Genomic DNA, 21019 nt, shown 5'->3' with positions numbered 1-21019 from the left:
CCTTCAATTATTTTTAACAACTTGCGAATAGTTCTAACTAAAAAGCGCGCCATTTCGGAAGCGGCGGTTTCGGTATTAACGGCTTGATTTCATATAGCTCGCGTAAGATGTCGGCATTATATTCGACCATCCGGCGGGTATCTATCGTATCGCTTGCGTGCTTTATCGCTCCTGCGATTCCTGCGGTTTGAAGCGATAACAAATAAAGCCGATTATCGCTCGTCCACATTTCAAACGATTCTACACCGTTCCGTTCCGCCAGCTCTCGAATGGTTAGCAGCGCAAGCTCATACGATTCGAAAAGTAGGATCAACTCGTCTAAACGCTGGCCGTCTTGATCGTATAAGATAGCGACAAGAAACGGGCTAGCTTCGATATACTCAACGTTTGCTACAATTAGCGGGCGCATGTTATATATCACCGTCGATTATTGAAGATTTTCTAGCAATGGCGTCATTCGCCAGGAACATCGCCTCGCGCATTTTCAAACGTGACTTATCGTATATGAACGTTGAAACGATGACATAGCGCACGGGTAATATACGTAATGCTATGAACGAATGTAGGCTCTAACGGTGCTAGCCACTCCTGCACATATGGCGCAACCAGGCGGCAGAAATCTTCGCGGTCTGTATCGCTCATTCCGTCGATGTATGACACGTCATACCCGATGTCGTCGAGAATGATTTCGATGGATTTATTAATGTTGGTGGTCTGCATTTTACCCCTCGAATCAATGAAATTTCCCCTTTCGATTGACTTTTTTCTTGCTTTACTTTATATTAATGATACATTGGTGAATTATAATTATTTTTACATATCAGCCAAAAAACTTTGTGCTTGTCTTACAGATTCGATAGCGCTGAGAATTTCCTGAGTCAACGGGAACATTGTAAAGAGTTTCCAATGGATATGCGGCGTCATTAGCATTGAACCCGTCTCAATTCGTTTTACACTCGAAACAGATACGCCGATCGCGTCTGCTAACTCCTGTTGTGTCATATTTTTGTGGTATCGAATTGCCCGCATGATTTCAGCATGGCTCATATAAATTCACATCCTTTCAAAAAGTTACTTTGAAGGCATAAAAAGAAACGCGGCCTCGGCAAAGACCGCGCTCAGGAGGGGAGAAAAACGTCAGCGCTTCACGTTCTTCTTCCTCAATCCCTCTATTTATAACTGGAAAAAAGTTTGATTTAATATAGGTAGGGTATATTTTCTTTTTCTATCTGACGTTTGGCGCTTGTTTCTCTCATATGCGCAGAACGTCATTTTTTTATATTTCGGGTGACGCATCACGTCGCATACAATTTGACGAGCGTTGCGTGAATAGAAGGCGCATCCACATTCGCTGCACATCTTTATCTTTGTTTCATCCAGCGTTAGGATCGCCTCCCGGACGTTCTCTGGCGTACGCTTCTTCTCTTTATTTTCTGCGTTCCAGTCGCTTCCGTCCGCATAGATAACGACATAATGGTCGATATCTTCCTTTACCTGGCGGATTACCTCGCGTAACTCTTCGATGCTGTACTGTACTTTTTCGCTGAATAGCGCCTCTTCAACCGGATTTTCTGTATTGAATGTATGCTCATATATTGAATTCGGAGGCATTGGCGCGTCTGAATCGTATTCTATTTGTTCATCAAAAATAATGCTTACACTCTTTTTTTCTCGATACAATTCTGCCTCTACGTTCAGCACAGGATATTCTGACTTACGTTCCTCAATCATATCGATATTCATAATGAAATCAGCTAGTATATCAAGTGCACTGTGCCGCATTGACGTTGATTTTTTTATAAGTTGTGGGTGTTTAATCGTTGGAGCAGATAACTCATCCATTGTAACTCCTTCTATTTGTAATTCTTCGATAAACCTAGATACTAATGTAGATCGCCACTCCCTAGGCATAGCCTCATTGTTTTCAATCCAGAAATCACCGACACGATTCTTTAAATTCTTTTTCATAATAGAGCCTCCCCTTTGTACTCTTTTAGTTTTTCTCGAATCTTATCGAGTGTCCGACTAACCTGTTCGTGGTGTTTAAACCCAACTGCTTCCGCTATCTCTCTTTTTGAAGCGTCTGGTCGCCGGTATATATAGCGTAGTAACTGACGTTCCCTACTCGTCAGAACCAGATCGTTAATCATCTGCTCGACAAACAGCCGATTACACACGCCGTTCTCTAGCTTCCGTTTTTCACTTTCCAGTGGGATTTTATTACGGACAACTTCCTCCTGGCTCTCTCCTGGCCCGCGAATATAGTTAGAAGAGTCAGATCGTATTTTCATCTCAGGTATTCGATCAAGATTTACAGCGGTTGTTAGCGCCTTATTTCCTTCTGTTGTGAAAGAACGGTAGACACTAATCGCTCGACTGTCTAGCCGATTCTTTAAACGGTCGTAGAACGGCGTTTCCCCGTTAAATTGCGTTTCATTCGCAAGATGCCAGGCGACAACCTGAAAGGCGCTGAAAAAGTCGTCCTCGTAAATCCGGTATCTTTTAAAACGGACATTGGCGTAGTATTTTGCTTTATTCCGGATAATCCAGCCGATAACCTTATAAAATCCCGTCCAGTCCTCAGTTATCGTGTAAATGTGCCATGCCTTTTCTATCTGCTCCCTCCTTTGATTTAGCGCTACATCTGCACGTAACTTAGAAGCAGCGGATTTACTGGTAATAACGATAAAATCACCCCTCCCAAAAAAATTTTTAACTTTTTTTAAAAAAAGTGTGCCAAACGAGTAAGATTTAGCGGATATAGTAACGAAGAGGGCAGGGAATAACGCCCATACCGTCCTTGCGTCCGGTAACGTCGTTCCTTACGTCACTCCGTATCTATCGAAGAGAAACAAGACAGACAGCAGACGGCCGCTCTTGCCGGATGCAGCAAGGCATCATGCCGCGCTTAGTAATAGTCCGCAGAATGGTTCATTCTCCGTTACTATTGGCGGTTCTGTTATAACGGGCTATCGCCAGACTCTGCGCTTCGTTCCACTTCGCTTGAGTAACCGTCCATTACGTTTAGCACGTTTTTATATACTCTTTTTAAGGAAATAGCGAAAAAAGCCAGTAATGACGCGGGTTTCCGGCGATGTTTAGCACTTTTTTGTGCTAGACCGCTAGATTTCGAATGAATGTACGACCTGCGTACTGACGTAGTATCACTCGATATACCGCGCGAGTACCGCCGACAACGCCCGCAAGTTCTCCGGCTTCAATTCGGAATGACCGTTAAGATAACGCGATAACGTAACCGGATGAATCCGCGATTTCTGCGCTATTTTCCGATGTTTCAGCGCCTCCTTTTCCATAATCATTACGATTTGATTTCGAGTTAACAGCGTACTCATTCGTCCATCCCTCCGTATTTATCGTTTATTAGCGTTAAAGGTAAAAGAGAAGCGGCGCAGGGTTAGCGTCCTTTGCCGCTTACTTGATCCGGACTAAAAATTTATAATTGGCTCTTTGTTCTCGTCTACCTCAAATATCCAATCAGGTTCTATGTTATACTTATCTAGCCATTCGATAAGGATTTGACTAGCCCGATCCGAGTCGTCAGCCCATACATATAGAATTCTGTCGGAATCAAGTCCGTTTGGTACTTGTGGTAACTCCAATATTTCTTTAGGTAATTCGATACTAAGCGAAGTATACATTTCTGTATGAATCACACCGCAAAACAAAATATCTCCATCTTTGTGCCGGTTAATAGCTTGAATAAATTGACGCTTTAATTTATCTTTGCGATTTTTTCTTTCTTTTCTTACTTCTAAATCAGAATAATCAACTATCGCGTTCAATCTCCCGGATGCAATCGCATTTTCAATTTTTCTTCTTACAATATGCGTTACTTTTTTGTTCATCATTTAACATCGCTCCTTTTTCGTTTTGGTTTGAATTTATATAAACGCCGGACCCCCGACGGAATTTTGCCTTATATTATTTATTTCGTTTGCCAACGCCAAAACTAGCGAAACTCAGCGGAAATTTTTTCGTCCTATACTAATAAAGACGCCTGTTTTCGAAATCTCGCGCACCCTCTACTCACATATCTGCCGCTCAAACGAAAAACTAGCAAGTTTTAGCGAAAATTTTCTGGAGAATTTTTCGCCCCTACCGTATAAGACACCGTTTGAAAGCGGAATTCTCCCAAAATCCCGAAGTTTTTTCAAGAAAAATTTTTACACACGACCAAACATCGCTCCTTTCCGTTTTGTCCTTTCACCGTTATTAACACGGTTGCCTTCGAAATTTAACAGGATATACGGAAAAAATTTTTTATTTATTTTGAAACCTGCGAAACGGAATTTACGTATAAGATAGAAGAGAAAGCGCCAGAAGGTTGCCGCCTTCTGACGCTTGAATCCCGAAGTTCTGCGGTAGCCTATCCCGTGAACGTCCGGCAGCGGTGTGTGCGATTGCCGTCGCCATCCGCCGAAATATATGTAGAGCGCCTGTTGCCGCAAACGCCCGTAACTTCGTATACTAAAGTCCGAGCCGGATTCGCGGTTGCCGCCACGTTTCCGCGCTTTATACGGTTACCTAGTCATAACGTCAGTTTCAGCGTTGCCGCGCTGTGCTGGCGTTTTTACTTTTTTAATTCGATTACATCCGCAATCAACTGGCGATACTCCTCCGCCTCATCTAGCTTTTCGCCCTCCACCGCATACCAAGCGACAAGGTCAAATTTCGTAAGGTGAACGAATACTTTCGGATCGTTGTCGATCCAGCGACGAACGAATAAGTCATATACCGCTTCTGTATCGGCCATTACGCAGCCGAGCGAGAATTGACCGCTTATTCCGATTGATTGCGCTGCATCCGGAGAAAGCGTGAATAGCGGACGTTTGCAATGCGGCAAGTATACGTTGTACCATCCTACGAGAGTTTTCGTGTACGATACGGTTACTTTCGGTTCTTCTACGAAATCGTACGGGATGAATCCTGTTTCGAGTGATTTTGCTAACATCGACATATTTTTACCTCCTGTATAAAAAATTCGATTTCTCGTACTTATGGTACAACTTATAAAAATGGATGTCAAGTGATATCGAACAAATAATTCAATTTCTCGAAACTTTTGTTTCATATCTCCGTATTTCAGATATACTTGTCATATAGGAGGTACATATAAATGAAATTAAAGCCAAGCTACAAACCGATGGAAATAACGCTAATTAAGCGAGATAAAACACGAAAAGACTTACGGGAGGATTTAGGTATATCGCCTTCTACATTAGCGAAAATGACTAATGGAAAATACGTGGCGTTAGAAGTAATTCAGAAGATATGCGAATATCTTGAATGTAAAATCGACGAAGTTGTCGAGTTTGTTCCAGATACGGAAGGAAACGAATAAATAAGCCGCCAGGGAATCGAAGCCCTCGCGGTATTTTTATTTTCGGTACTCTTCGCCAGTTGTTCAGCCGCAGTCGTTCCGAGTTTACCGGATGATACTAGCGCTTGGATTTCGGGGATTAAGTCGTTTAGTTTCATAAGACGCTGTGTTGTGCGTCTATCCGCACCTATCGATTCCGCAATATCGTCAATAGATTTAACTACGCCATTTTGTCGCAGTTTCTTCCTTCCGTCACGAACGCCCCAGTATTCTTTTAAGAATTGGGCAATCCTACCCTTCTTAATCGGGTCAGGCTCCGCTTCTCCTCGTCTCTCTACGTTCTCGGCTATAAGTAGGTACTCCGCCTCCCGCTCGTCAACATCGACTATTTCAACAGGTACTTCGGTTAATCCGATGTCCTTTGCGATGCGTAAACGTTGGTGTCCGCTGATTACCGTCGTCTCCTTCTATTTTTCCAATCGCCCCGTTCGGGGCAGTTGGAACTCCTTTCAACCATCGATCCACGGTAGATTTACCTACGCCTACCCATTCCGCAATCTGACGTTGTGAGCGCCCCTCCTTCCGTAGTTCAATCGAACTTGATCGTCACAATTTGTTACCAACGAGTACCTTTGAATTAGTCTGTTGGCTTGCATCTTATTCATTCCAATGGATTCAACCCACTCAACGAAACAACCGTACCCGTTCTTTGAAAGTGTATCTTGCGCCTCTTTTAACGCTTTTTTGACTTCGCGTAACTCACGGACGGTCATTTCGTCTACCGTTTTCTCTTCGCCTGTGGACGGGATTGTGTGCGGTGTGGAGACGAACTCCTGGCGGTCTATTTCGGCAGGTAGCGAGAGCATTTCGAATATTTTTCCGCTAGGTAAATTCCGCGACGTCGCGGAATCTCCGAACTGTTCAAACGCCTGCATAAATTTATTCGCTGTTTGCCACGACATGTCGACGTTCTCTTTTAACCATCGCCCAAATTGACCATGAGCTAGGTCGTTTTCCTTAACGTGCTTCAACCGCCTACCTATTTCGAATATAGCGTTACCTGCGATTTGTTTATACGAGTTAAAGAAGGGAAAAAGACGTAAACGAAGAATACATTACATAGGCAATAAATAACAGACGGAAAGGAGGAACCGTTATGAAACGACTAGGTTTATCGTTATGCACCGCAGTACTAGCGTTGTATATTCCGATTACCGCAAGTGCCGCAGAATCACCGTTCTACTACGACAAAAACGGATTAATCCATGTGAAACCGGGAACAACGAATACTCTCGGTAATACGAAAATCGAGTATCCGGCGAATCCATTCGCAGATGATGCGCCTAATTTCGAGGAATTGGTAGCGCCGAAGAATGACGGAGAAAATCCCGGAGATAACCCGCAACTCGATCCGAATTACGTAATCGAAACGGATGATCCGGAAGAAGCGGCCTTAGACGAAGAGGAATCGGAGTATTATTACGCGCCAACGTATGTCGACCGTGAGTATATCGTTGTTGCGGTGAATCCGAAGCTGAAACGGTATATGGCGCGTAGTGTCGAGCCGACGCCCGTTAAGATGAAGAAGAACGTGATATTTACGCAGGAATGGGTGATAACGGAGAAACCGTTAAAGAAGGGGGAGCGCGTGTGGCTGACGTTCGATGAGGACGAAAGTGACGGGATTGATTCGGATAGAGCAGACGGATTGGTGTACGTAACTCCGGAGTGGTTGTTAGACGGGATAGATGACGGGGAATTGACGGAGTAGACGAAGAAAAGCGCCCTCCTGCGGAATGAACCGGAAGAGGGCGTTCGCTTGTATATAACGCTTAAATATTGCGAATACTTCTAAAAAGTAGTACGGAGGTATTTATAAAATGAAATGTCGTGATTGCGGAGCAAAAGGAGCTACCGATAAACATTGGGGACTTTGCGCGAAATGCTATAAGATACACAAAAATTTCGTAAAAGGCTTTCCGAAACTTAAGCGTAAGTGATAACGCCATTCTCGATAACCGGTATAACCCGTCGTCTATCTGGCGCCTCATATTTCGTCTGTAGATATTCGATGATATTCGTATTGTTAACGCACAGGTCGATAATGTCCGCAGACAGTACCGTTTTCGGAACGCCACAAGCAAACGCAAGCCGTTCGAGCTTGTCGTGAGTGTCAGCGGATAGAGCCGGGTTGACTCGCGTCTTCTTATCGCTACGTTCTTTACGTACCTCTCCCCCACTATTTCGCATGAAAAACGCCTCCCTCAAGCGACTTATCCCCGGAAATGATTTAACGAGTAAATGCATAAATCATTTACGGAACCTCTACGTTAAGGAGTATATGCGTAAACAAGCCATATATGACCGTTTGATACCCTATAAAAATTTACATTGTACGGTGTGTTATCAGGAGTCGCAGCCGATTCCGCATACCCACGCTTGGGGGGGCCAACCCTTCCGATTCATACGCTCGACTTATACATTTACCGCATACTTATGCGATTATCCGTTTACATAATGTACAAACTCGGACGTTCTCGTTATTCATCCATAAACCGACGAAGCTAGTCGTATCAAACGTTCCAGCCTACGACCGCAAAAAGGCGTATTTTTCTCGTTTATGCACTATTTTAAACATCGTAGGAATGGCGCGGGTTCCAGCGTTTCTACCGGAAAGTTTACCGCAGGCAAAATGCATAAAGTTATAGCGGTTAAACATACGTCGAAATACCCGAGTTTTCGAGGCGCGTCCGTCCGAGCGCTGTTGCGCCTGTATAAGCGTTAAATACCGAAATCACCCGTATTTACGGCAACTATCGGCAACTAAGCGCTACATCACGTCAGCAAGCCAGTTATACGGCTTAAATGCGGCAGCTTCTCGTTGCTTTCTTCCGCGTTCCTGGCGCTCTTTCTGTCGATGTACATACGTCACCCGTTCTCGATTCGCTTCGTCCCGTAGCGTAGCGTAAAAGTACGCCGGAACCGACATGACACGCGGTAAACTAGCGTCGCTTATGCGCGTAATAACGGCCACTAGAGCGTTGCTAATGGCGGTAGCTGTCGTACGTATCCCTTCGCAACGTAGCGCCAGCAGACGGGCAGTATCGTCGTTAAAACCGTATTCCTGCGCTGTTTCGTATATCTCCGCTTGGCATACGTTAAACTGCATAGTATTTTCGTTGTCTATCTGTGATTCTTCGCGCGCGTGTGCGTTGTATACATCGTCATCATCGTCTTTATTCGTTTCTTTAAGTTCCGTAGGTTCAATAGTTTCGGCGTCAGAAAAAGCGGCTGAATCCGTTGGTACGCTTGCATTTTCATCGCTTTCATGCGTGGAAAGATTAACGGAAACTTCGGTGCAAACTTCCGGTAAGATAAACGGATTCAAGACGAAGAAGCGAAGCTCCATCCCGTTCAATTCGATAATCTTACGCTGACCGATGCCGAGCGATTCCAGGCGAGCGAAAATGTTGCGGACTGTGCGCTCGCATGTATCGAGTTTCTTCGCTAGTGTGTCCGTAGCAAGCCAGCAAACGCCCGGTACAACGACGGAATGCTTGACGATGATATCTAACGCCTCCCTGGCGTTTTTATGCAATCTACGGCCCGCAGCGAGGCGGTGAGCGGCGATATGCTCGTCCATTTCCGATTTACTTTCGAATACTTTTAGTGTTTGCGCTGCAGCGCGGTATATACGATTAATTAGCATAACGTTTCCCCTCCGTTTATATGCACGGAAGAAAAAGCGATACCACTCCGAAAAAAAGGCAATACTAAAGAAGCCTTGCATATAGCGATTTTTTCGCTTATAATGAAGGTAATGTGATAAGTGTTCGGACGTTGGCGCGTCCGTCTTTCGGAATAGTCCGCTGTTGGCGCAGCGGGCTTTTTCTTTTGTGCGATTTTTATTATCTCGTTCGCATTAATATTTTCTTTACAGGCGAATATTTATTGTGTTGATTTCGTATATGCTCTGTATCCATTTGGATGTATTTACGTGTTGTTGTAATGTCAGAATGATCGAGTATCTTCTGCAGAGTAAATAAATCACCACCGTTAAGGATGTAATTCCTTGCGAACGTATGCCGGAACATATGTGGATGCAGTTTTGGCATTTTCAACTTATTTTTCAAACGATTCAATCGCCGTCTGAATGTATCAGGCGACATCGGCTCTCCGTACGCATTCATAAAAATGTAATCGGTATCTCCGAAATATTGCCGTGTTTCTTCGTATAGCTCCTTTACCTTTTTCGCAACCTCTCGACTTAGTGGAATCTCTCGCTCTTTTCTGTTCTTTGCAATCTCTGATGGAATGTAAAGCGACAACTGTTTAAAGTCGATTTGCTGAACTGTTAAAGTTAACGCCTCGTTAATCCGCATTCCCGTATCGAGTAGTAGCAGAATCAGCGTCTTATCTCTCCATTCCGCGAAATACCGTTCATTATAAGATTCAAGAACGCGCCGTAACTCTTCATCCGATAACCCTTCGACTTCTTTCGCCTCATCGTTACGCAATTGCTTAATCGTCGCCATCGCATTAGATTCCGTCATCCCTTCGTTGTGCCAAAAGTTAAACATCGTTTTCATCGTACGTAACCGAATGTTTATCGTGGTTATCGAGAGTCCTTTTTCCGTTTTCTCGCGCCCCTCTACGCCTTCATACGCGCGATGTTCTTTGCGTAAATACGTTATGTAATCGCGTATCAAGCTCGGCGTAATCTCGTCAATATACGTAATGTCTGACGGTAGGTAACGTTTAAAAAACTCCATATGCCTGCGGTAATCAGCGAGCGTACGTGGACGCATTCCTTCCGCTTCTTTTGCTCTTACGAAAATATCAAGCGCATCGTCGAGCGTGTACCGTGTATCTATCCGTTGGACATGCGTAGGCCGTCGGTCTTTGGACGTGGCCGTTACGCCTCTTTCTCCGATAAATCTGCGTCCCATAACTTCATAACCTCCTTCGAGTTCGGCGTTTTGTCTCACGTACGCCTTCGGTAAATACCGACGGATAACGCAAAAAAGCGCTATGTCAACGTCTTGTCACCGTTTGATTTAACGATGCTAAAACGTTGATATAGCGCTCAAATTTCGCATGGCGTCCCAGGAGAGATTCGAACTCCCGACCGACGGCTTAGAAGGCCGTTGCTCTATCCAGCTGAGCTACTGGGACAATGTTTTAATGTATTGCAGCGACAAGAATTATATTATCACACAAAAGAAGATAAAAGCAAGAGCCTTTTTTAGAAAATCAACGTAAAAATTTCAATTACGGATATATAGGAAAACGGCAAGGCGCGATGCATCGCCTTGCCTTTATTATTCCTGCATATGCAGCCCAGCGGACAGCCAGCCGGATGCGGCATCGTATTCCTGCCAGTATTGTTCCCATTTGGCGACAAATGCTTCCATTGCCTCAATCCATTTCAACAAATGGTTCCGCTCCCGGGCCAGTTCGGCGATGCCTTGCATATCACTTTCCTGAAAGCACATCCGAACTTCTTCTTCTATCCACTGCACCTGCAGCCGCTTATGAGCCACAACCTGCCGCAGACGTTCAAAGCGACGATGCAATGCGTCAAATCCTTCAATCGCTTCCATCTATACGGCCATCCTTACTCTTATTATTTGTTTACAGCCTCAACAACTTTTTCAAGTGCAGCAGCAATCGCCTCACACTTTTCTTTTTCCGCCACCAGGGTAGAGATCGCGGACATGTTATTGTCTTTGAAGTGCTCCAGTACCTCTTCTTCCATTTCTTTGATGCGCTGCTCTAGTTTCTCCATGGAATCCTGCGCGTTTACCAGTACATCTTCAAATACGCTTGCTGTTTTTACATCGTTTGCCATCGATGCGGCAACCTCCTCTTCCCTTTGAATGTTTACTGTTTCTTCCACACGTTCCTGTATAAGCTCCGTTGCGTGAATTTCTTCGGCCTGCGTCTCGGTTACGCCATCTTCCTCTTTATAATCGACAATGACCAATCCTTCAATAACGCGAAAACGCGGATCGCCTTCCGGCACAAACACATAATCACGACGCGAGATATTCAGCTCATGTTCCATCATCAGCAGCAACTGCGCAAGAGGCAATTGTTTAATCTGCTTATCTGAAAGAAAGCGGTACAGGCGGTCATTGGCAATTTCCCAGCGGGCCAAGTACCATAGCTCCGAGCCGGCAAACCGGACAAAACGCGGGTCTTTGTACAGCGGGAGCTTGTCCTCGGTATAGCTATAAGAGACGACATTGTGCCGACGCAATTTCTTAAGACATTGTTCCGCAGTAAGCGGCCCTTTATTCTCTAGAAAATAGCGTACCAGCTCTTCCGCGATATGGTCACGAAAAGGCACTTCCATCTCCACTACCGCATGGGATGATCCTACATGGAACGGGGAGACTTTTTCAGCCAGCGCCCCATCAATCACCTCGGACGGCGATTGATGGACGCGCCGTAAACTTGTAGCGTATGTATTCTGCAGACGGCTTTCTAATTCCTGCCTGGAAAGCGAGCGTTCGCCTGTGCGAAACACTTTTTTTAACATACTGCTTGGCGTGTATACTAACTCACTCATCCCAAGACCCCTTTGCACATGTCTTATCGTGTATTATCATACCATGTTCTGATCGGGGATGGACAGGTAATTTAACGTTTTGTTCATTTTTCCTACTTTCTCTCCTTCGATTCGACCATGTGTTTTCTCACAACTTTTTCATAATTACTGTTCTGCAGATAATACTATTTCCCTCTTTTTAGATGTATGATGAGTAAGTAGCATATTTATCATGTTCATTATGAAAAAGGGGATGGAGAAATGGAACCGGTATCCGCAGTAAACGCAATCGTGGCTTTATTCGGCATGTTCGCCGTTCCGATTGTCATTAATTTTCTTGTTCTTTCTCGTGCGGAAAGGAAATATCAAAAGTAAACAGCAACTTTAATGGAAAATGCACCCATGAAAAGGCAAAGCGGAGCCCGGACTCCTGACTTTGCCTTTTTTTATAAAAATTCATCTCTCCTTATATTCAATCTAGACATATCAAGAATTTATATGTATATTTATTATTGTAAATCCAATAATTATTCAAAAAACGTTGCGTAGACAGAAATTCTATGGAGGGATAGCTTTATGTTCATTCGCAAGGCTAAAATACAGGACCTGGACGGAATGATGGCTTTAATTAATGAATATGCGCAGCAGGGCCTGATGCTGCCTCGGTCAAAGCTATCACTCTGCGAAACGCTGCACTGCTTTTCAGTGGTCATTGATAATGAAGGAGAAGTAAGCGACCCGGGTACGGTCATCGGAGTCGGAGGTCTGCATATTCTCTGGGAGGATCTGGCCGAAGTACGATCGCTCGCCATTTCGGAAAAAGCAAAAGGAAGAGGGCTTGGCAAGAAGCTGGTCAACCATCTTATCGACGAAGCCGAGCAACTTGGGCTAAAACGCGTTATGTCACTAACGTACCAACAGGAATTTTTCGAGAAATGCGACTTCTATGTAGTCCAGAAAGAAACGCTGCCGCATAAAGTTTGGAAAGACTGCATCAACTGCTCAAAATTCCCAAGCTGTGACGAAATTGCCATGATTAAGGACTTAGCACCGATTGCAATGACCATAAAGTAAAGAGAGATGGCGAAGCGGAAGAATACCCGAATAACCCGCCTCGCCACTTTTTATTTCCTGCCTTTAAATACATTTTTAATCATATCGAACCGGCTTGTACCTACAAGCGAATTCGCTTTGGCCAGTACATCACGAATGACATTCATAATATTCTTATCACCGTTCCAATGCTCGTTAATAACCTCTTCATCTACATCTATCAGCATCTTATTCAGCGCTAAGGTGGCAAAGATGATATCGTCGATAAATCCGCCGGGTCCGGTGAGAATCTCCGGAATAATATCAAACGGTGTCATAAAATATACGACCGCAGCAAGTGCAATCGACTTGGAACGGAACGATACGCGGTTGTCTTTGACCAGACGGGCGAGCAGTACGAACAGGTCGGGAGCGAGCATCAAATACGGGGTAATTTTCTCCGTTCGCCTCTCCCCGATTTTTTCCCTCATATACTTTTCAATCTTCTCGCGCAGTTGATCGTAGTAGCGATTATGCTGTCGCTCGATCACGACCAATTCCCCGTCACTATATGATCGAGACGCTTCTTCCTCAATGTCCGGTGATACTTCCACGTCCTCTACCGGCTCCATCCAATCAAACTCCGGCGTTTCCAGCAGAATGTCTGGAGGCACTGTCACTTCCAGTTGCAGTGCCCCTCTTTCAAATGCCACCTTCTCTACCGTAATATTCTGCAATACCGGATAGGCACTGGCAAGTGGAGCCAGTTGTACAGTAATGCGCGTGTCAGAAACATGAATATCCCGTTCGTTTCCCAAAACATTCATGAGCAGCGATTTGCCGGTAAGATTCTTCGTTAGAAACATTTCGGTTTCATGTATCAGCTTCTGTGTGATTGACACTTTTTCCTTCTGCACATCTTCTGAATAAACCATTGTAAGGTAGCGTCCGGAAGCATCAAAACGGAACGTGTCTAACTGCAGCGTATACAGCACCGGCAGCCATTCGCCGCGTAATTTAATCTGCGCTTTCACTACCGCATATCCGTCATAGAGGCGGAGCTCATTCAAGTAAATATCGTCAGGAAGCCGTTGGTTGAGCCTGGGTACAACTGCTGCGTTAATCATTTGCTCGCTTACTTTCATCCGAAATCGACTCCTTCCTTACCTTTACTATTATCTTACCCTTATGTGGCCGCAACGATAATATCTTCCCCGGTCTCAACGGCCAATTGAATCATAATGTCTCCCCCTCCTCTGCCCCCTCATCTATCGCTTTGTATATATTGTACCCACTTCTGAGACAGCAAAAAAGCATTCCAGACATAAAAAGTCGGAATGCTTGGCAAAAGGTTTACTTAAATCCTCTTTCGTATTGACGCGGCCCGGTGTACGCACGATTACGCAGCCTTGCAGCCTGCAGCACCCAGTATGGATCACGCAGCAACGCACGCCCGAGAAAAACAAGATCCGCCCGCTCATTCCCGATAATCTCATTTGCCAGCGTATGTTCCTCGATTAATCCGACACAACCCGTAGCAATGCCTGCTTCATGGCGAATCTTCTCTGCATAAGATACTTGATAACCCGGAAAAATCTTTTTGGGCATGACAGGCAGAATGGCACCGGATGAGCAGTCAATCAGATCAACACCAGCTTCTTTCGCCATTTTTGCGATTTGTACGCTGTCTTCAATCGTCAATCCGCCTTCGACATGATCAACGGCGGAGATGCGGAGATACAAGGGATTTTCCGCTGGCCACTCTTGCTTCACCGCTTCAATTACCCGTTTTAAAAACAGAAAGCGTCCTTCCAAACTTCCTCCATAACGGTCAGTACGCTTGTTGGATAACGGGGATAAAAATTCGTTAATCAAGTAGCCGTGCGCCCCATGAATCTCTATAATGTCAAATCCGGCTTCCCGTGCCCGGCGCGCACCCTGCCGCCATGCTTCTAGCACTTCTTCGATGTCAGCTTCCGTCAATTCATGCGGCACCTTGGAATTATCATCAAACGGGATCGCGCTCGGCGCCACGATCGTATCATTTAGCTTCGCTTTGCGTCCCGCGTGCGCCAACTGGATTGCCGCCGCGGCTCCCTGTGCTTTTACGAAGGATACGATTCGGCGCAGCGGCTCGATATGTTCATCACTCCAAATTCCTAAATCCTGATGGCTAATCCGGCCCCGCGCTTCTACTGCCGTCGCTTCCTGTATGACAAGACCTACACCGCCTGCAGCGCGTGTACCGTAATGAACATAATGCCAATCGGTTGCTTTTCCGTCATCTCCCGCCGAATACATACACATGGGCGACATAACAATTCGATTGCGTAGCGTGACATTTTTTTGGGTAAACGGGGTAAAAATATCAGACATATATAGCGCCTCCTTTTCCACACACTTACACAAGTAATGATACTATAAAAACCAAAGACATACTAACATTAGTTGCATTTTTTCGCTATAATAATGAGTATCTACTGATTGGACAGACAGCCTGCACAGGAAACGAGGAACTTGCATGTGGAGAAAAATATACCGGAAAATGAAGTATCAATACATTAAGCTGCTTCGTTCTAAAGGGGCCCCTTCAATAGTGGCCCGCAGCTTTTCACTCGGAATTTTTATCGAGTTTATTACACTGCCCACGCTAGGCTCGGCGTTCTTGCTTCTGTATCCGCTGAATCTGCTGATTCGCGGCAATTTCGCGGCTTCACTCATCGGATTTATCATGGGCAAATTTGTGCTTCCGCTGTTTTTTGTTCTCAATATGAGTGTAGGTACCATGCTGATCGGCGATACACTTAGCCCCGGTACTAACGAGATGGGGCACATGGGATTCATCGCATTGTGGGAATTCGTTAAAGAGAAGGGCGTCGCGTTTTTCGTTGGCAGTGCTGCAAATGGATCGATTATGGCCCTAATCTGTTATGTGCTTGTATTCTACGCGCTGCAATTGTACCGAAAAAAGCGGGAGAGCCGGCGTCTGGCACTACAGTTGAATAAAGATATGAGATAACAACAAACCCTCCGGAAATTCCGGAGGGTTTTCTTCTTTCTTATGCCAGCACCGCACGGTCGCTTGCGAATTTTTCGCCGCGAAGCCGTTGGAATTCAGCCAGAAGTCTTTCAATTGTCAGGTTCTTCTTCTCTTCCTCCGGCACATCGAGAATAATCATGCCTTTATCCATCATGATAAGACGGTTACCCAAGTCAAGCGCTTGCTGCATGTTGTGCGTAACCATCAGTGTCGTTAGCTTTTGCCGTCCGACAATTTCTTCCGTTAGCTCTGTAATCCGCTGAGCGCGCGCCGGGTCCAATGCTGCGGTGTGCTCATCAAGCAGAAGGACCTTCGGCTTGGTAAAGGTTGCCATTAACAAACTTAGCGCCTGGCGCTCACCGCCGGACAACAGCCCCACTTTCGCGCTCAACCGGTTTTCAAGCCCGAGATGAAGCGTCTCGAGGTATGTGCGGAATTCATCACGCCTTTTTGCTGTTACGCCTCTACCCAGCGTTCGACGCTTATCCCGAGCATACGCCAACGCAAGATTTTCTTCGATTGTCATGGCGGGCGCCGTACCGGCCATCGGATCCTGAAATACACGACCAATCATAGGAGCCCGCTTGTATTCGGGAAGATTATTTACCTTCACGCCGTCAATTTCTACGGTTCCGTAATCCGGTTTCAGCACGCCTGAAATAATATTCATGAGCGTTGATTTTCCGGCTCCGTTACTCCCGATGATCGTAACGAAATCGCCCGGGTTTAAATGGAGGTTCACATGGTTAAGCGCCACTTTCTCATCCACGGTTCCTTCATTAAATACCACGTAGATATCATTGAGCTTAAGCATGCTTCTTCACCTCGCCTCTTTCATGTACCATCTGTTGCTCCCGGTTCTTTGTCCGCGCCGCTTTACGCTTCCGCTCTTTATAACTTGCAGAAATACGCGGCGCAATCAGTGCGGCGATAACAATTAAGGCAGTCATTAACTTCATATCGGACGGATCAAGCCCTACCTGCATTGCCAAAGCCACGACCATGCGATAAATAATAGCTCCGCCGATTACGGCGAACGTAGCGCGCACAATCGAGCGGTCACCGAAAATCGCCTCACCAATAATGACAGAAGCAAGGCCGATGATGATCATCCCGATACCCATGGATACATCCGCAAATCCTTGATACTGGGCATATAACGCCCCGGAGAGCGCTACAAGTCCGTTAGATATGCTTAATCCGATAATAATCGTATTATCCGTATTGGTGGAAAAACTGCGGATCATGCGCTGGTTGTTGCCCGTTGCCCGAATCGCGAGCCCCACTTCTGTATGAAGAAACCAGTCATTGATGAACTTAATAACAAGTGCAATGATTGCCAGCGCAAGCAAAAGACCGTAATCTCCCAGCGCAGAAAGCGCATCCTGAATTTGCGTAAACAGCGTATCTTCACCCAGCAGCGGCACATTCGCCTTGCCCATAATGCGAAGATTGATCGAATAAAGCGCAATCATGGACAAAATCCCTGACAACAGGGCATTAATCTTTCCTTTTGTATGCAGAATACCCGTCATCGCACCGACGACCAATCCAATCAAAAGCGCGGATACCGTCGATAAAAACGGCGCGAAGCCCGCTGTAATCATCGTGGCGCCAATCGCTCCGCCGGTGGCGAAACTACCGTCCACCGTCAAATCCGGAAAGTCTAAAATTCGAAATGTTAAATATACACCAAGCGCCATAATGGCAAAAATAAATCCTGATTCAATCGATCCTAATAACGCTACGCCCATAGCGTCCTCCTTTCACCTGCTCATCTGTCGATGTATTTATGCGGCATGGCAGGCTTCCGGAAAGAAGTCAGGGCTTCAGCTTCTTTCCTGTGAGGACCTGCTCATTCATTCGGTTTTATGCATTATTTTGCTTCCGTTTTTTCAATCAGCTGCGGATTCCACTTATCCATCGCCTCTTTTGGCAGCTTCTCAATATCAATGCCCTGAGCTTTTGCGGCTTCTTTGTTGATAGCAAGATTCAGCTTGTTCGGATAACCAACCGCTAAATCGCCCGGTTTCGCCCCGTCTTTTAAGATCTTCACCGCCATAAGACCGGTATCATAGCCAATATCAGAATACTCGAATCCAACGCCTGCAAAACCGCCTCCACGTACGGATTCAAGCTCACCTACAAACAGGGGGATTTTGCTTTTGTTTGCTACCGCTACAATGGATTTCAGCGCAGTGACCGCCGTATTATCCTGCGGTACATAAATCGCGTCCACTTTTTTGCCAACCAACGATTCCGCCGCCTGTTTTACTTCACTTGTATTAGTTGCAGTCGCTTCCACCGGGGTCAATTGCAGTTTGCCCAGTGCTTCTTTTGCCACTTTCACATTCGCCACAGAGTTCGCTTCACCGCTGTTATAAATAATGCCTACATTTTTTGCCTGCGGAAAGAAATCCTTAATAGCTTCCATCGTGTTCGGAATCGCGTCCGGAGGCGTATCGGAAAAACCGGTAATATTCTTGCCTGGCTTTTCAAGGTTATCCACCAGCTTAGCGCCTACCGGATCGGACACCGCTGTAAACAGAATCGGCGTATCCTTTACGTTCTGCAGCATTGCCTGCGCATTCGGCGTCGCAATTGCCAGAATCAAGTCTTTTTTGCCAGCCGCAAACTTCTGTGCAATCGTATTTGTATTTGTTGGGTCAGCTTGCGCATTCTGATAGTCGATTTCGATATTTTTTCCTTCTTCAAGTCCGTTTTCTTTTAGTGCTTTAATGAATCCTTCACGAGCCGCATCCAGGGCCGGATGTTCAACATACTGAGAAATACCTACCTTAAATTTTTTCTCTGTCCCAGCCCCTGTCTTCTGCTCCGTTTCGCCGGCCTGTTTACTGGCGCCCTGTCCGCCGCAAGCAGCAAGCAGCAACATCATTGCCGCAAGAAGAATCGCTGCCAGCCGTTTCTTTTTCACCATACACGTTCCCCCTACCAAAGCTTTTATTTTATTTTAAAAATTTCATTTACTTCAGTAGATACATTATAGCATGTTCTGTTTTACTTTAAAGCAAAAAAATAACGGAGATAATTTATTTTTTTAAAATAAAGAAGGTAAATCGCTTGATTTTTCTACTTTAACGCGTTCACAGAGAACAGCAATAAAAATACTATTACTTGATTAACAAATCAAATAACAGTATTTTTAGCTTACAATTTATTTAATTCCCTGGATCATAGAAAACACAAACAAATCGAGTGAAAGCAAGAACCCGGCAAAGAAACCGAACATCCCGAACATAAACCGATTTTTCTTCGCTCTTTCAAATTGAAGCGCAGTCAGCACCCCGACAAATGGAATAGCGACCTCCAACGCAATAAAACGCATTCTAAGCCCTTCGTCTCCCCCTTTCAGCGCTTCAAACGAAATGGAATAATTATACGCCGCAAGCCCTATAATCACCAGCAAAAACGGACTCATCCGCAGTAATGTTTTCATTTCGCTTCTCCCCCTCTACTGCTTCCCATGTTACTTTGTTCCTCCTAAGCGGTAAAGAGCAGGAGAAAAATATTCACGAAATTATAATTTTTGCGAAGAAGAGAGAAGAGCCGACATATCTTCCGGGAGCGGCGCTTCAAATAAGAGGTCGGATTTATGACGCGGATGCGGAAACGTAAGCGTACGTGCATGAAGCGCCTGCCTTGCAATCAGCATTTTCTCCCCGCCGTATAAATCGTCTCCGAGCAGCGGATGCCCGATATGGCTCATATGGACGCGAATTTGGTGTGTACGCCCGGTATCGAGTTTCAATCTCAGATGCGTAAACTCCTTATATCTGCCTAGCACGTTATAATGGGTGCGCGCCCATTGCCCGCTTTCATGAACGATGCGTTCCATAAGCGAGTCCGCTTTGCGCGCAATCGGCGCATCGATCGTGCCCTCTTCCTTTTCCACCTGTCCATGCACCAGCGCTTCGTAATAACGCGCAATCCCGTTCTGTCGTTGAACCGCAGCCAGCTGTTGGTGCGAATACTGACTTTTGGCAATCAACACCAGGCCCGATGTATCTTTATCCAACCGGTTAACCGGACGGAATTTACGCGAAATGCCCTGCTTTCGCCAGTGATACACTACACCGTTCGCCAGCGTCCTGCTTGGATAAAGCATCGTCGGATGCACGCATAAATTGGGCGCTTTGTTTACCACTAGAATGTCTTCATCTTCATATGTGATACAGAAAGAAACCGGCTCAGGTATAATATTTTCCGACTCTTCTTCCGGCAGGTATAACTCAATTGTGTCTCCTTCTCGCAGCGGATGATCCAAATACGTTGGTGCCCCGTTCAGGCGAATGCCTTTAACGTGTTTTAATTCAACCAACAGGCTGCGCGAAATACCGTGATCTTCGCGAAGAAAGCTGCGTACGTTTTTTCCTGCCTCTTCAACCTCTCGTGGTACGATAAATCGGAGCACCTGCTGTTTTTTTTCCTGCTTTTCTTTCATGTTCTATCCCCCAGCATTTTCAATTCCCAACACTTCCCTTATATCTTCTGTACCGAAATGCTAATTTCATCGGTTTTTCGGTGTTTTGAATATTCATTCATGTGTTATTATTAATTTAGTTCTCAACTTTACATACCGTTTTGGTTTGAGAGACAAATTATATAGGAGAGGGAGATTTGAATGGCCCAGATTAAAAAGTTCAAGAAAATTCTGGTGGCAAACCGCGGCGAAATTGCCATCCGGATTTTCCGCGCCTGCACCGAGCTCGGTATCCGCACTGTCGCTGTATACTCTGAGCAAGACAATGTCGCTCTACACCGTTTCAAAGCTGATGAAGCCTATTTAATCGGGGAAGGTAAAGGCCCGATTGAAGCCTATCTGGACATCGAAAGCATCATCGAAGTAGCCAAGCGCCACGATGTCGATGCCATTCATCCCGGCTACGGCTTCTTATCCGAAAACGAACAATTTGCCAGACGCTGCGAAGAAGAAGGCATTACGTTCATCGGACCGAAATCCGAACACATCGCCAAATTCGGCGACAAAGTCACCGCACGCCAGATGGCAATCGAAGCCGATATTCCGGTCATC

Annotated in this window: 28 protein-coding genes and 1 tRNA gene; 5 read left to right on the top strand and 24 right to left on the bottom strand. The window is 45.5% G+C overall.

Features of this window, described 5'->3' with window-relative positions:
• Positions 1–37: 37 nt before the first annotated feature.
• The 8 genes from B2899_RS03495 to B2899_RS03460 form a co-directional block, all read right to left on the bottom strand.
• Complete coding sequence (locus B2899_RS03495) at positions 38–409, bottom strand: hypothetical protein (protein ID WP_286884084.1); 372 nt, start codon at positions 407–409, stop codon at positions 38–40.
• Between the two features lie 86 nt (positions 410–495).
• Positions 496–720 (bottom strand): hypothetical protein, encoded by a 225-nt coding sequence (locus tag B2899_RS03490; protein ID WP_286884082.1) that lies wholly within the window; start codon positions 718–720, stop codon positions 496–498.
• A 93-nt stretch (positions 721–813) separates the two neighbouring features.
• On the bottom strand, positions 814–1047 hold the full coding sequence (locus tag B2899_RS03485) for a helix-turn-helix transcriptional regulator (RefSeq protein WP_286884080.1): 234 nt from the start codon (positions 1045–1047) through the stop codon (positions 814–816).
• Positions 1048–1173: 126 nt separating this feature from the next.
• Positions 1174–1968, bottom strand: a complete 795-nt coding sequence (locus B2899_RS03480) for a hypothetical protein (protein WP_286884078.1) — start codon at positions 1966–1968, stop codon at positions 1174–1176.
• Positions 1965–2291, bottom strand: coding sequence for a MarR family transcriptional regulator (locus tag B2899_RS03475; protein WP_286884076.1), 327 nt, complete (start codon positions 2289–2291; stop codon positions 1965–1967). Before B2899_RS03475 ends, B2899_RS03480 begins: the two co-directional genes overlap by 4 nt.
• Positions 2292–3164: 873 nt before the next feature.
• Positions 3165–3353, bottom strand: a complete 189-nt coding sequence (locus B2899_RS03470; RefSeq protein WP_286884074.1) for a helix-turn-helix domain-containing protein — start codon at positions 3351–3353, stop codon at positions 3165–3167.
• A 93-nt stretch (positions 3354–3446) separates the two neighbouring features.
• Complete coding sequence (locus B2899_RS03465; RefSeq protein ID WP_286884072.1) at positions 3447–3869, bottom strand: hypothetical protein; 423 nt, start codon at positions 3867–3869, stop codon at positions 3447–3449.
• 722 nt (positions 3870–4591) lie between these two features.
• Positions 4592–4978, bottom strand: a complete 387-nt coding sequence (locus B2899_RS03460) for a hypothetical protein (RefSeq protein WP_286884070.1) — start codon at positions 4976–4978, stop codon at positions 4592–4594.
• Between the two features lie 159 nt (positions 4979–5137).
• On the opposite strand from B2899_RS03460, the gene B2899_RS03455 reads away from it, so the two are divergent.
• Entirely contained in the window at positions 5138–5362 is a 225-nt protein-coding gene (locus B2899_RS03455; protein ID WP_286884068.1) for a helix-turn-helix domain-containing protein, read from the top strand.
• On the opposite strand, the gene B2899_RS03450 is transcribed toward B2899_RS03455, so the two are convergent.
• The 3 genes from B2899_RS03450 to B2899_RS03445 are packed head-to-tail and all read right to left on the bottom strand — an operon-like array spanning position 5284 to position 6408.
• Positions 5284–5793, bottom strand: a complete 510-nt coding sequence (locus B2899_RS03450) for a hypothetical protein (RefSeq protein WP_349679039.1) — start codon at positions 5791–5793, stop codon at positions 5284–5286. The two genes, B2899_RS03455 and B2899_RS03450, sit on opposite strands and share 79 nt — an antisense overlap.
• The gene (locus tag B2899_RS18365) at positions 5732–5899 is read right to left on the bottom strand and encodes a hypothetical protein (RefSeq protein ID WP_414631743.1); all 168 of its coding nucleotides are present in this window, start codon (positions 5897–5899) and stop codon (positions 5732–5734) included. Before B2899_RS18365 ends, B2899_RS03450 begins: the two co-directional genes overlap by 62 nt.
• Positions 5884–6408, bottom strand: coding sequence for a DUF3102 domain-containing protein (locus B2899_RS03445; RefSeq protein WP_286884136.1), 525 nt, complete (start codon positions 6406–6408; stop codon positions 5884–5886). The genes B2899_RS18365 and B2899_RS03445 overlap by 16 nt, the downstream gene beginning before the upstream one ends.
• An 89-nt stretch (positions 6409–6497) precedes the next feature.
• Between B2899_RS03445 and B2899_RS03440 the strand changes: the two genes are divergently transcribed.
• Positions 6498–7112, top strand: coding sequence for a hypothetical protein (locus tag B2899_RS03440; protein ID WP_286884066.1), 615 nt, complete (start codon positions 6498–6500; stop codon positions 7110–7112).
• A gap of 215 nt (positions 7113–7327) precedes the next feature.
• On the opposite strand, the gene B2899_RS03435 is transcribed toward B2899_RS03440, so the two are convergent.
• The 6 genes from B2899_RS03435 to B2899_RS03410 form a co-directional block, all read right to left on the bottom strand.
• On the bottom strand, positions 7328–7591 hold the full coding sequence (locus B2899_RS03435; RefSeq protein WP_286884064.1) for a hypothetical protein: 264 nt from the start codon (positions 7589–7591) through the stop codon (positions 7328–7330).
• A gap of 580 nt (positions 7592–8171) precedes the next feature.
• Positions 8172–9050 (bottom strand): hypothetical protein, encoded by an 879-nt coding sequence (locus tag B2899_RS03430; RefSeq protein WP_286884062.1) that lies wholly within the window; start codon positions 9048–9050, stop codon positions 8172–8174.
• A 199-nt stretch (positions 9051–9249) separates the two neighbouring features.
• Positions 9250–10290 carry a tyrosine-type recombinase/integrase gene (locus B2899_RS03425; protein ID WP_286884060.1) on the bottom strand — a complete coding sequence of 347 codons (1041 nt, stop codon included), beginning with the start codon at positions 10288–10290 and terminating at the stop codon, positions 9250–9252.
• Positions 10291–10439: 149 nt separating this feature from the next.
• Positions 10440–10516: transfer RNA gene (locus B2899_RS03420), tRNA-Arg, on the bottom strand.
• Positions 10517–10662: 146 nt separating this feature from the next.
• Positions 10663–10944 carry a hypothetical protein gene (locus tag B2899_RS03415; protein ID WP_146808391.1) on the bottom strand — a complete coding sequence of 94 codons (282 nt, stop codon included), beginning with the start codon at positions 10942–10944 and terminating at the stop codon, positions 10663–10665.
• Between the two features lie 23 nt (positions 10945–10967).
• Entirely contained in the window at positions 10968–11915 is a 948-nt protein-coding gene (locus B2899_RS03410; RefSeq protein WP_146808392.1) for a hypothetical protein, read from the bottom strand.
• Between the two features lie 555 nt (positions 11916–12470).
• Between B2899_RS03410 and B2899_RS03405 the strand changes: the two genes are divergently transcribed.
• Positions 12471–12968, top strand: a complete 498-nt coding sequence (locus tag B2899_RS03405; protein ID WP_286884057.1) for an N-acetyltransferase — start codon at positions 12471–12473, stop codon at positions 12966–12968.
• 50 nt (positions 12969–13018) lie between these two features.
• Here the strand turns inward: B2899_RS03405 and B2899_RS03400 are convergent, their stop codons facing one another.
• Together B2899_RS03400 and namA are read right to left on the bottom strand one after the other, a co-directional pair.
• Positions 13019–14071: a YkvA family protein gene (locus tag B2899_RS03400; RefSeq protein WP_286884055.1), complete on the bottom strand. Its 1053-nt coding sequence runs from the start codon at positions 14069–14071 to the stop codon at positions 13019–13021.
• A gap of 208 nt (positions 14072–14279) precedes the next feature.
• Positions 14280–15302 (bottom strand): NADPH dehydrogenase NamA, encoded by a 1023-nt coding sequence (gene namA / locus B2899_RS03395; protein ID WP_286884054.1) that lies wholly within the window; start codon positions 15300–15302, stop codon positions 14280–14282.
• Positions 15303–15447: 145 nt separating this feature from the next.
• Between namA and B2899_RS03390 the strand changes: the two genes are divergently transcribed.
• Positions 15448–15945, top strand: coding sequence for a DUF2062 domain-containing protein (locus B2899_RS03390; protein ID WP_146808395.1), 498 nt, complete (start codon positions 15448–15450; stop codon positions 15943–15945).
• A 40-nt stretch (positions 15946–15985) separates the two neighbouring features.
• Here B2899_RS03390 and B2899_RS03385 read toward each other — a convergent pair whose 3' ends face one another.
• The 5 genes from B2899_RS03385 to B2899_RS03365 form a co-directional block, all read right to left on the bottom strand.
• Positions 15986–16780 (bottom strand): ABC transporter ATP-binding protein, encoded by a 795-nt coding sequence (locus B2899_RS03385; RefSeq protein ID WP_146808396.1) that lies wholly within the window; start codon positions 16778–16780, stop codon positions 15986–15988.
• Positions 16773–17720 carry an ABC transporter permease gene (locus B2899_RS03380; protein ID WP_286884052.1) on the bottom strand — a complete coding sequence of 316 codons (948 nt, stop codon included), beginning with the start codon at positions 17718–17720 and terminating at the stop codon, positions 16773–16775. Before B2899_RS03380 ends, B2899_RS03385 begins: the two co-directional genes overlap by 8 nt.
• Before the next feature lie 122 nt (positions 17721–17842).
• The gene (locus B2899_RS03375) at positions 17843–18904 is read right to left on the bottom strand and encodes an ABC transporter substrate-binding protein (RefSeq protein ID WP_286884050.1); all 1062 of its coding nucleotides are present in this window, start codon (positions 18902–18904) and stop codon (positions 17843–17845) included.
• A gap of 237 nt (positions 18905–19141) precedes the next feature.
• Positions 19142–19423, bottom strand: coding sequence for a hypothetical protein (locus tag B2899_RS03370; protein WP_146808399.1), 282 nt, complete (start codon positions 19421–19423; stop codon positions 19142–19144).
• An 81-nt stretch (positions 19424–19504) separates the two neighbouring features.
• Positions 19505–20428, bottom strand: a complete 924-nt coding sequence (locus B2899_RS03365; RefSeq protein ID WP_286884048.1) for an RluA family pseudouridine synthase — start codon at positions 20426–20428, stop codon at positions 19505–19507.
• A gap of 180 nt (positions 20429–20608) precedes the next feature.
• On the opposite strand from B2899_RS03365, the gene B2899_RS03360 reads away from it, so the two are divergent.
• A partial coding sequence (locus B2899_RS03360; protein WP_286884046.1) for a biotin carboxylase N-terminal domain-containing protein occupies positions 20609–21019 on the top strand: 411 nt, incomplete at its 3' end.

The organism is Aneurinibacillus sp. UBA3580 (assembly GCF_002375825.1).
Lineage (GTDB): Bacteria > Bacillota > Bacilli > Aneurinibacillales > Aneurinibacillaceae > Aneurinibacillus > Aneurinibacillus danicus.
This window is presented reverse-complemented; position numbering and strand designations above follow the sequence as displayed.

Excerpts from the sequence above, each read along its gene's own strand:
- B2899_RS03495 (WP_286884084.1), bottom strand. The coding sequence starts at position 409 with ATGCGCCCGCTAATTGTAGCAAACGTTGAGTATATCGAAGCTAGCCCG.
- B2899_RS03490 (WP_286884082.1), bottom strand. The coding sequence starts at position 720 with ATGCAGACCACCAACATTAATAAATCCATCGAAATCATTCTCGACGAC.
- B2899_RS03485 (WP_286884080.1), bottom strand. The coding sequence starts at position 1,047 with ATGAGCCATGCTGAAATCATGCGGGCAATTCGATACCACAAAAATATG.
- B2899_RS03480 (WP_286884078.1), bottom strand. The coding sequence starts at position 1,968 with ATGAAAAAGAATTTAAAGAATCGTGTCGGTGATTTCTGGATTGAAAAC.
- B2899_RS03475 (WP_286884076.1), bottom strand. The coding sequence starts at position 2,291 with ATGAAAATACGATCTGACTCTTCTAACTATATTCGCGGGCCAGGAGAG.
- B2899_RS03470 (WP_286884074.1), bottom strand. The coding sequence starts at position 3,353 with ATGAGTACGCTGTTAACTCGAAATCAAATCGTAATGATTATGGAAAAG.
- B2899_RS03465 (WP_286884072.1), bottom strand. The coding sequence starts at position 3,869 with ATGATGAACAAAAAAGTAACGCATATTGTAAGAAGAAAAATTGAAAAT.
- B2899_RS03460 (WP_286884070.1), bottom strand. The coding sequence starts at position 4,978 with ATGTCGATGTTAGCAAAATCACTCGAAACAGGATTCATCCCGTACGAT.
- B2899_RS03455 (WP_286884068.1), top strand. The coding sequence starts at position 5,138 with ATGAAATTAAAGCCAAGCTACAAACCGATGGAAATAACGCTAATTAAG.
- B2899_RS03440 (WP_286884066.1), top strand. The coding sequence starts at position 6,498 with ATGAAACGACTAGGTTTATCGTTATGCACCGCAGTACTAGCGTTGTAT.
- B2899_RS03435 (WP_286884064.1), bottom strand. The coding sequence starts at position 7,591 with ATGCGAAATAGTGGGGGAGAGGTACGTAAAGAACGTAGCGATAAGAAG.
- B2899_RS03430 (WP_286884062.1), bottom strand. The coding sequence starts at position 9,050 with ATGCTAATTAATCGTATATACCGCGCTGCAGCGCAAACACTAAAAGTA.
- B2899_RS03425 (WP_286884060.1), bottom strand. The coding sequence starts at position 10,290 with ATGGGACGCAGATTTATCGGAGAAAGAGGCGTAACGGCCACGTCCAAA.
- B2899_RS03415 (WP_146808391.1), bottom strand. The coding sequence starts at position 10,944 with ATGGAAGCGATTGAAGGATTTGACGCATTGCATCGTCGCTTTGAACGT.
- B2899_RS03410 (WP_146808392.1), bottom strand. The coding sequence starts at position 11,915 with ATGAGTGAGTTAGTATACACGCCAAGCAGTATGTTAAAAAAAGTGTTT.
- B2899_RS03405 (WP_286884057.1), top strand. The coding sequence starts at position 12,471 with ATGTTCATTCGCAAGGCTAAAATACAGGACCTGGACGGAATGATGGCT.
- B2899_RS03400 (WP_286884055.1), bottom strand. The coding sequence starts at position 14,071 with ATGAAAGTAAGCGAGCAAATGATTAACGCAGCAGTTGTACCCAGGCTC.
- namA (WP_286884054.1), bottom strand. The coding sequence starts at position 15,302 with ATGTCTGATATTTTTACCCCGTTTACCCAAAAAAATGTCACGCTACGC.
- B2899_RS03390 (WP_146808395.1), top strand. The coding sequence starts at position 15,448 with ATGTGGAGAAAAATATACCGGAAAATGAAGTATCAATACATTAAGCTG.
- B2899_RS03385 (WP_146808396.1), bottom strand. The coding sequence starts at position 16,780 with ATGCTTAAGCTCAATGATATCTACGTGGTATTTAATGAAGGAACCGTG.
- B2899_RS03380 (WP_286884052.1), bottom strand. The coding sequence starts at position 17,720 with ATGGGCGTAGCGTTATTAGGATCGATTGAATCAGGATTTATTTTTGCC.
- B2899_RS03375 (WP_286884050.1), bottom strand. The coding sequence starts at position 18,904 with ATGGTGAAAAAGAAACGGCTGGCAGCGATTCTTCTTGCGGCAATGATG.
- B2899_RS03370 (WP_146808399.1), bottom strand. The coding sequence starts at position 19,423 with ATGAAAACATTACTGCGGATGAGTCCGTTTTTGCTGGTGATTATAGGG.
- B2899_RS03365 (WP_286884048.1), bottom strand. The coding sequence starts at position 20,428 with ATGAAAGAAAAGCAGGAAAAAAAACAGCAGGTGCTCCGATTTATCGTA.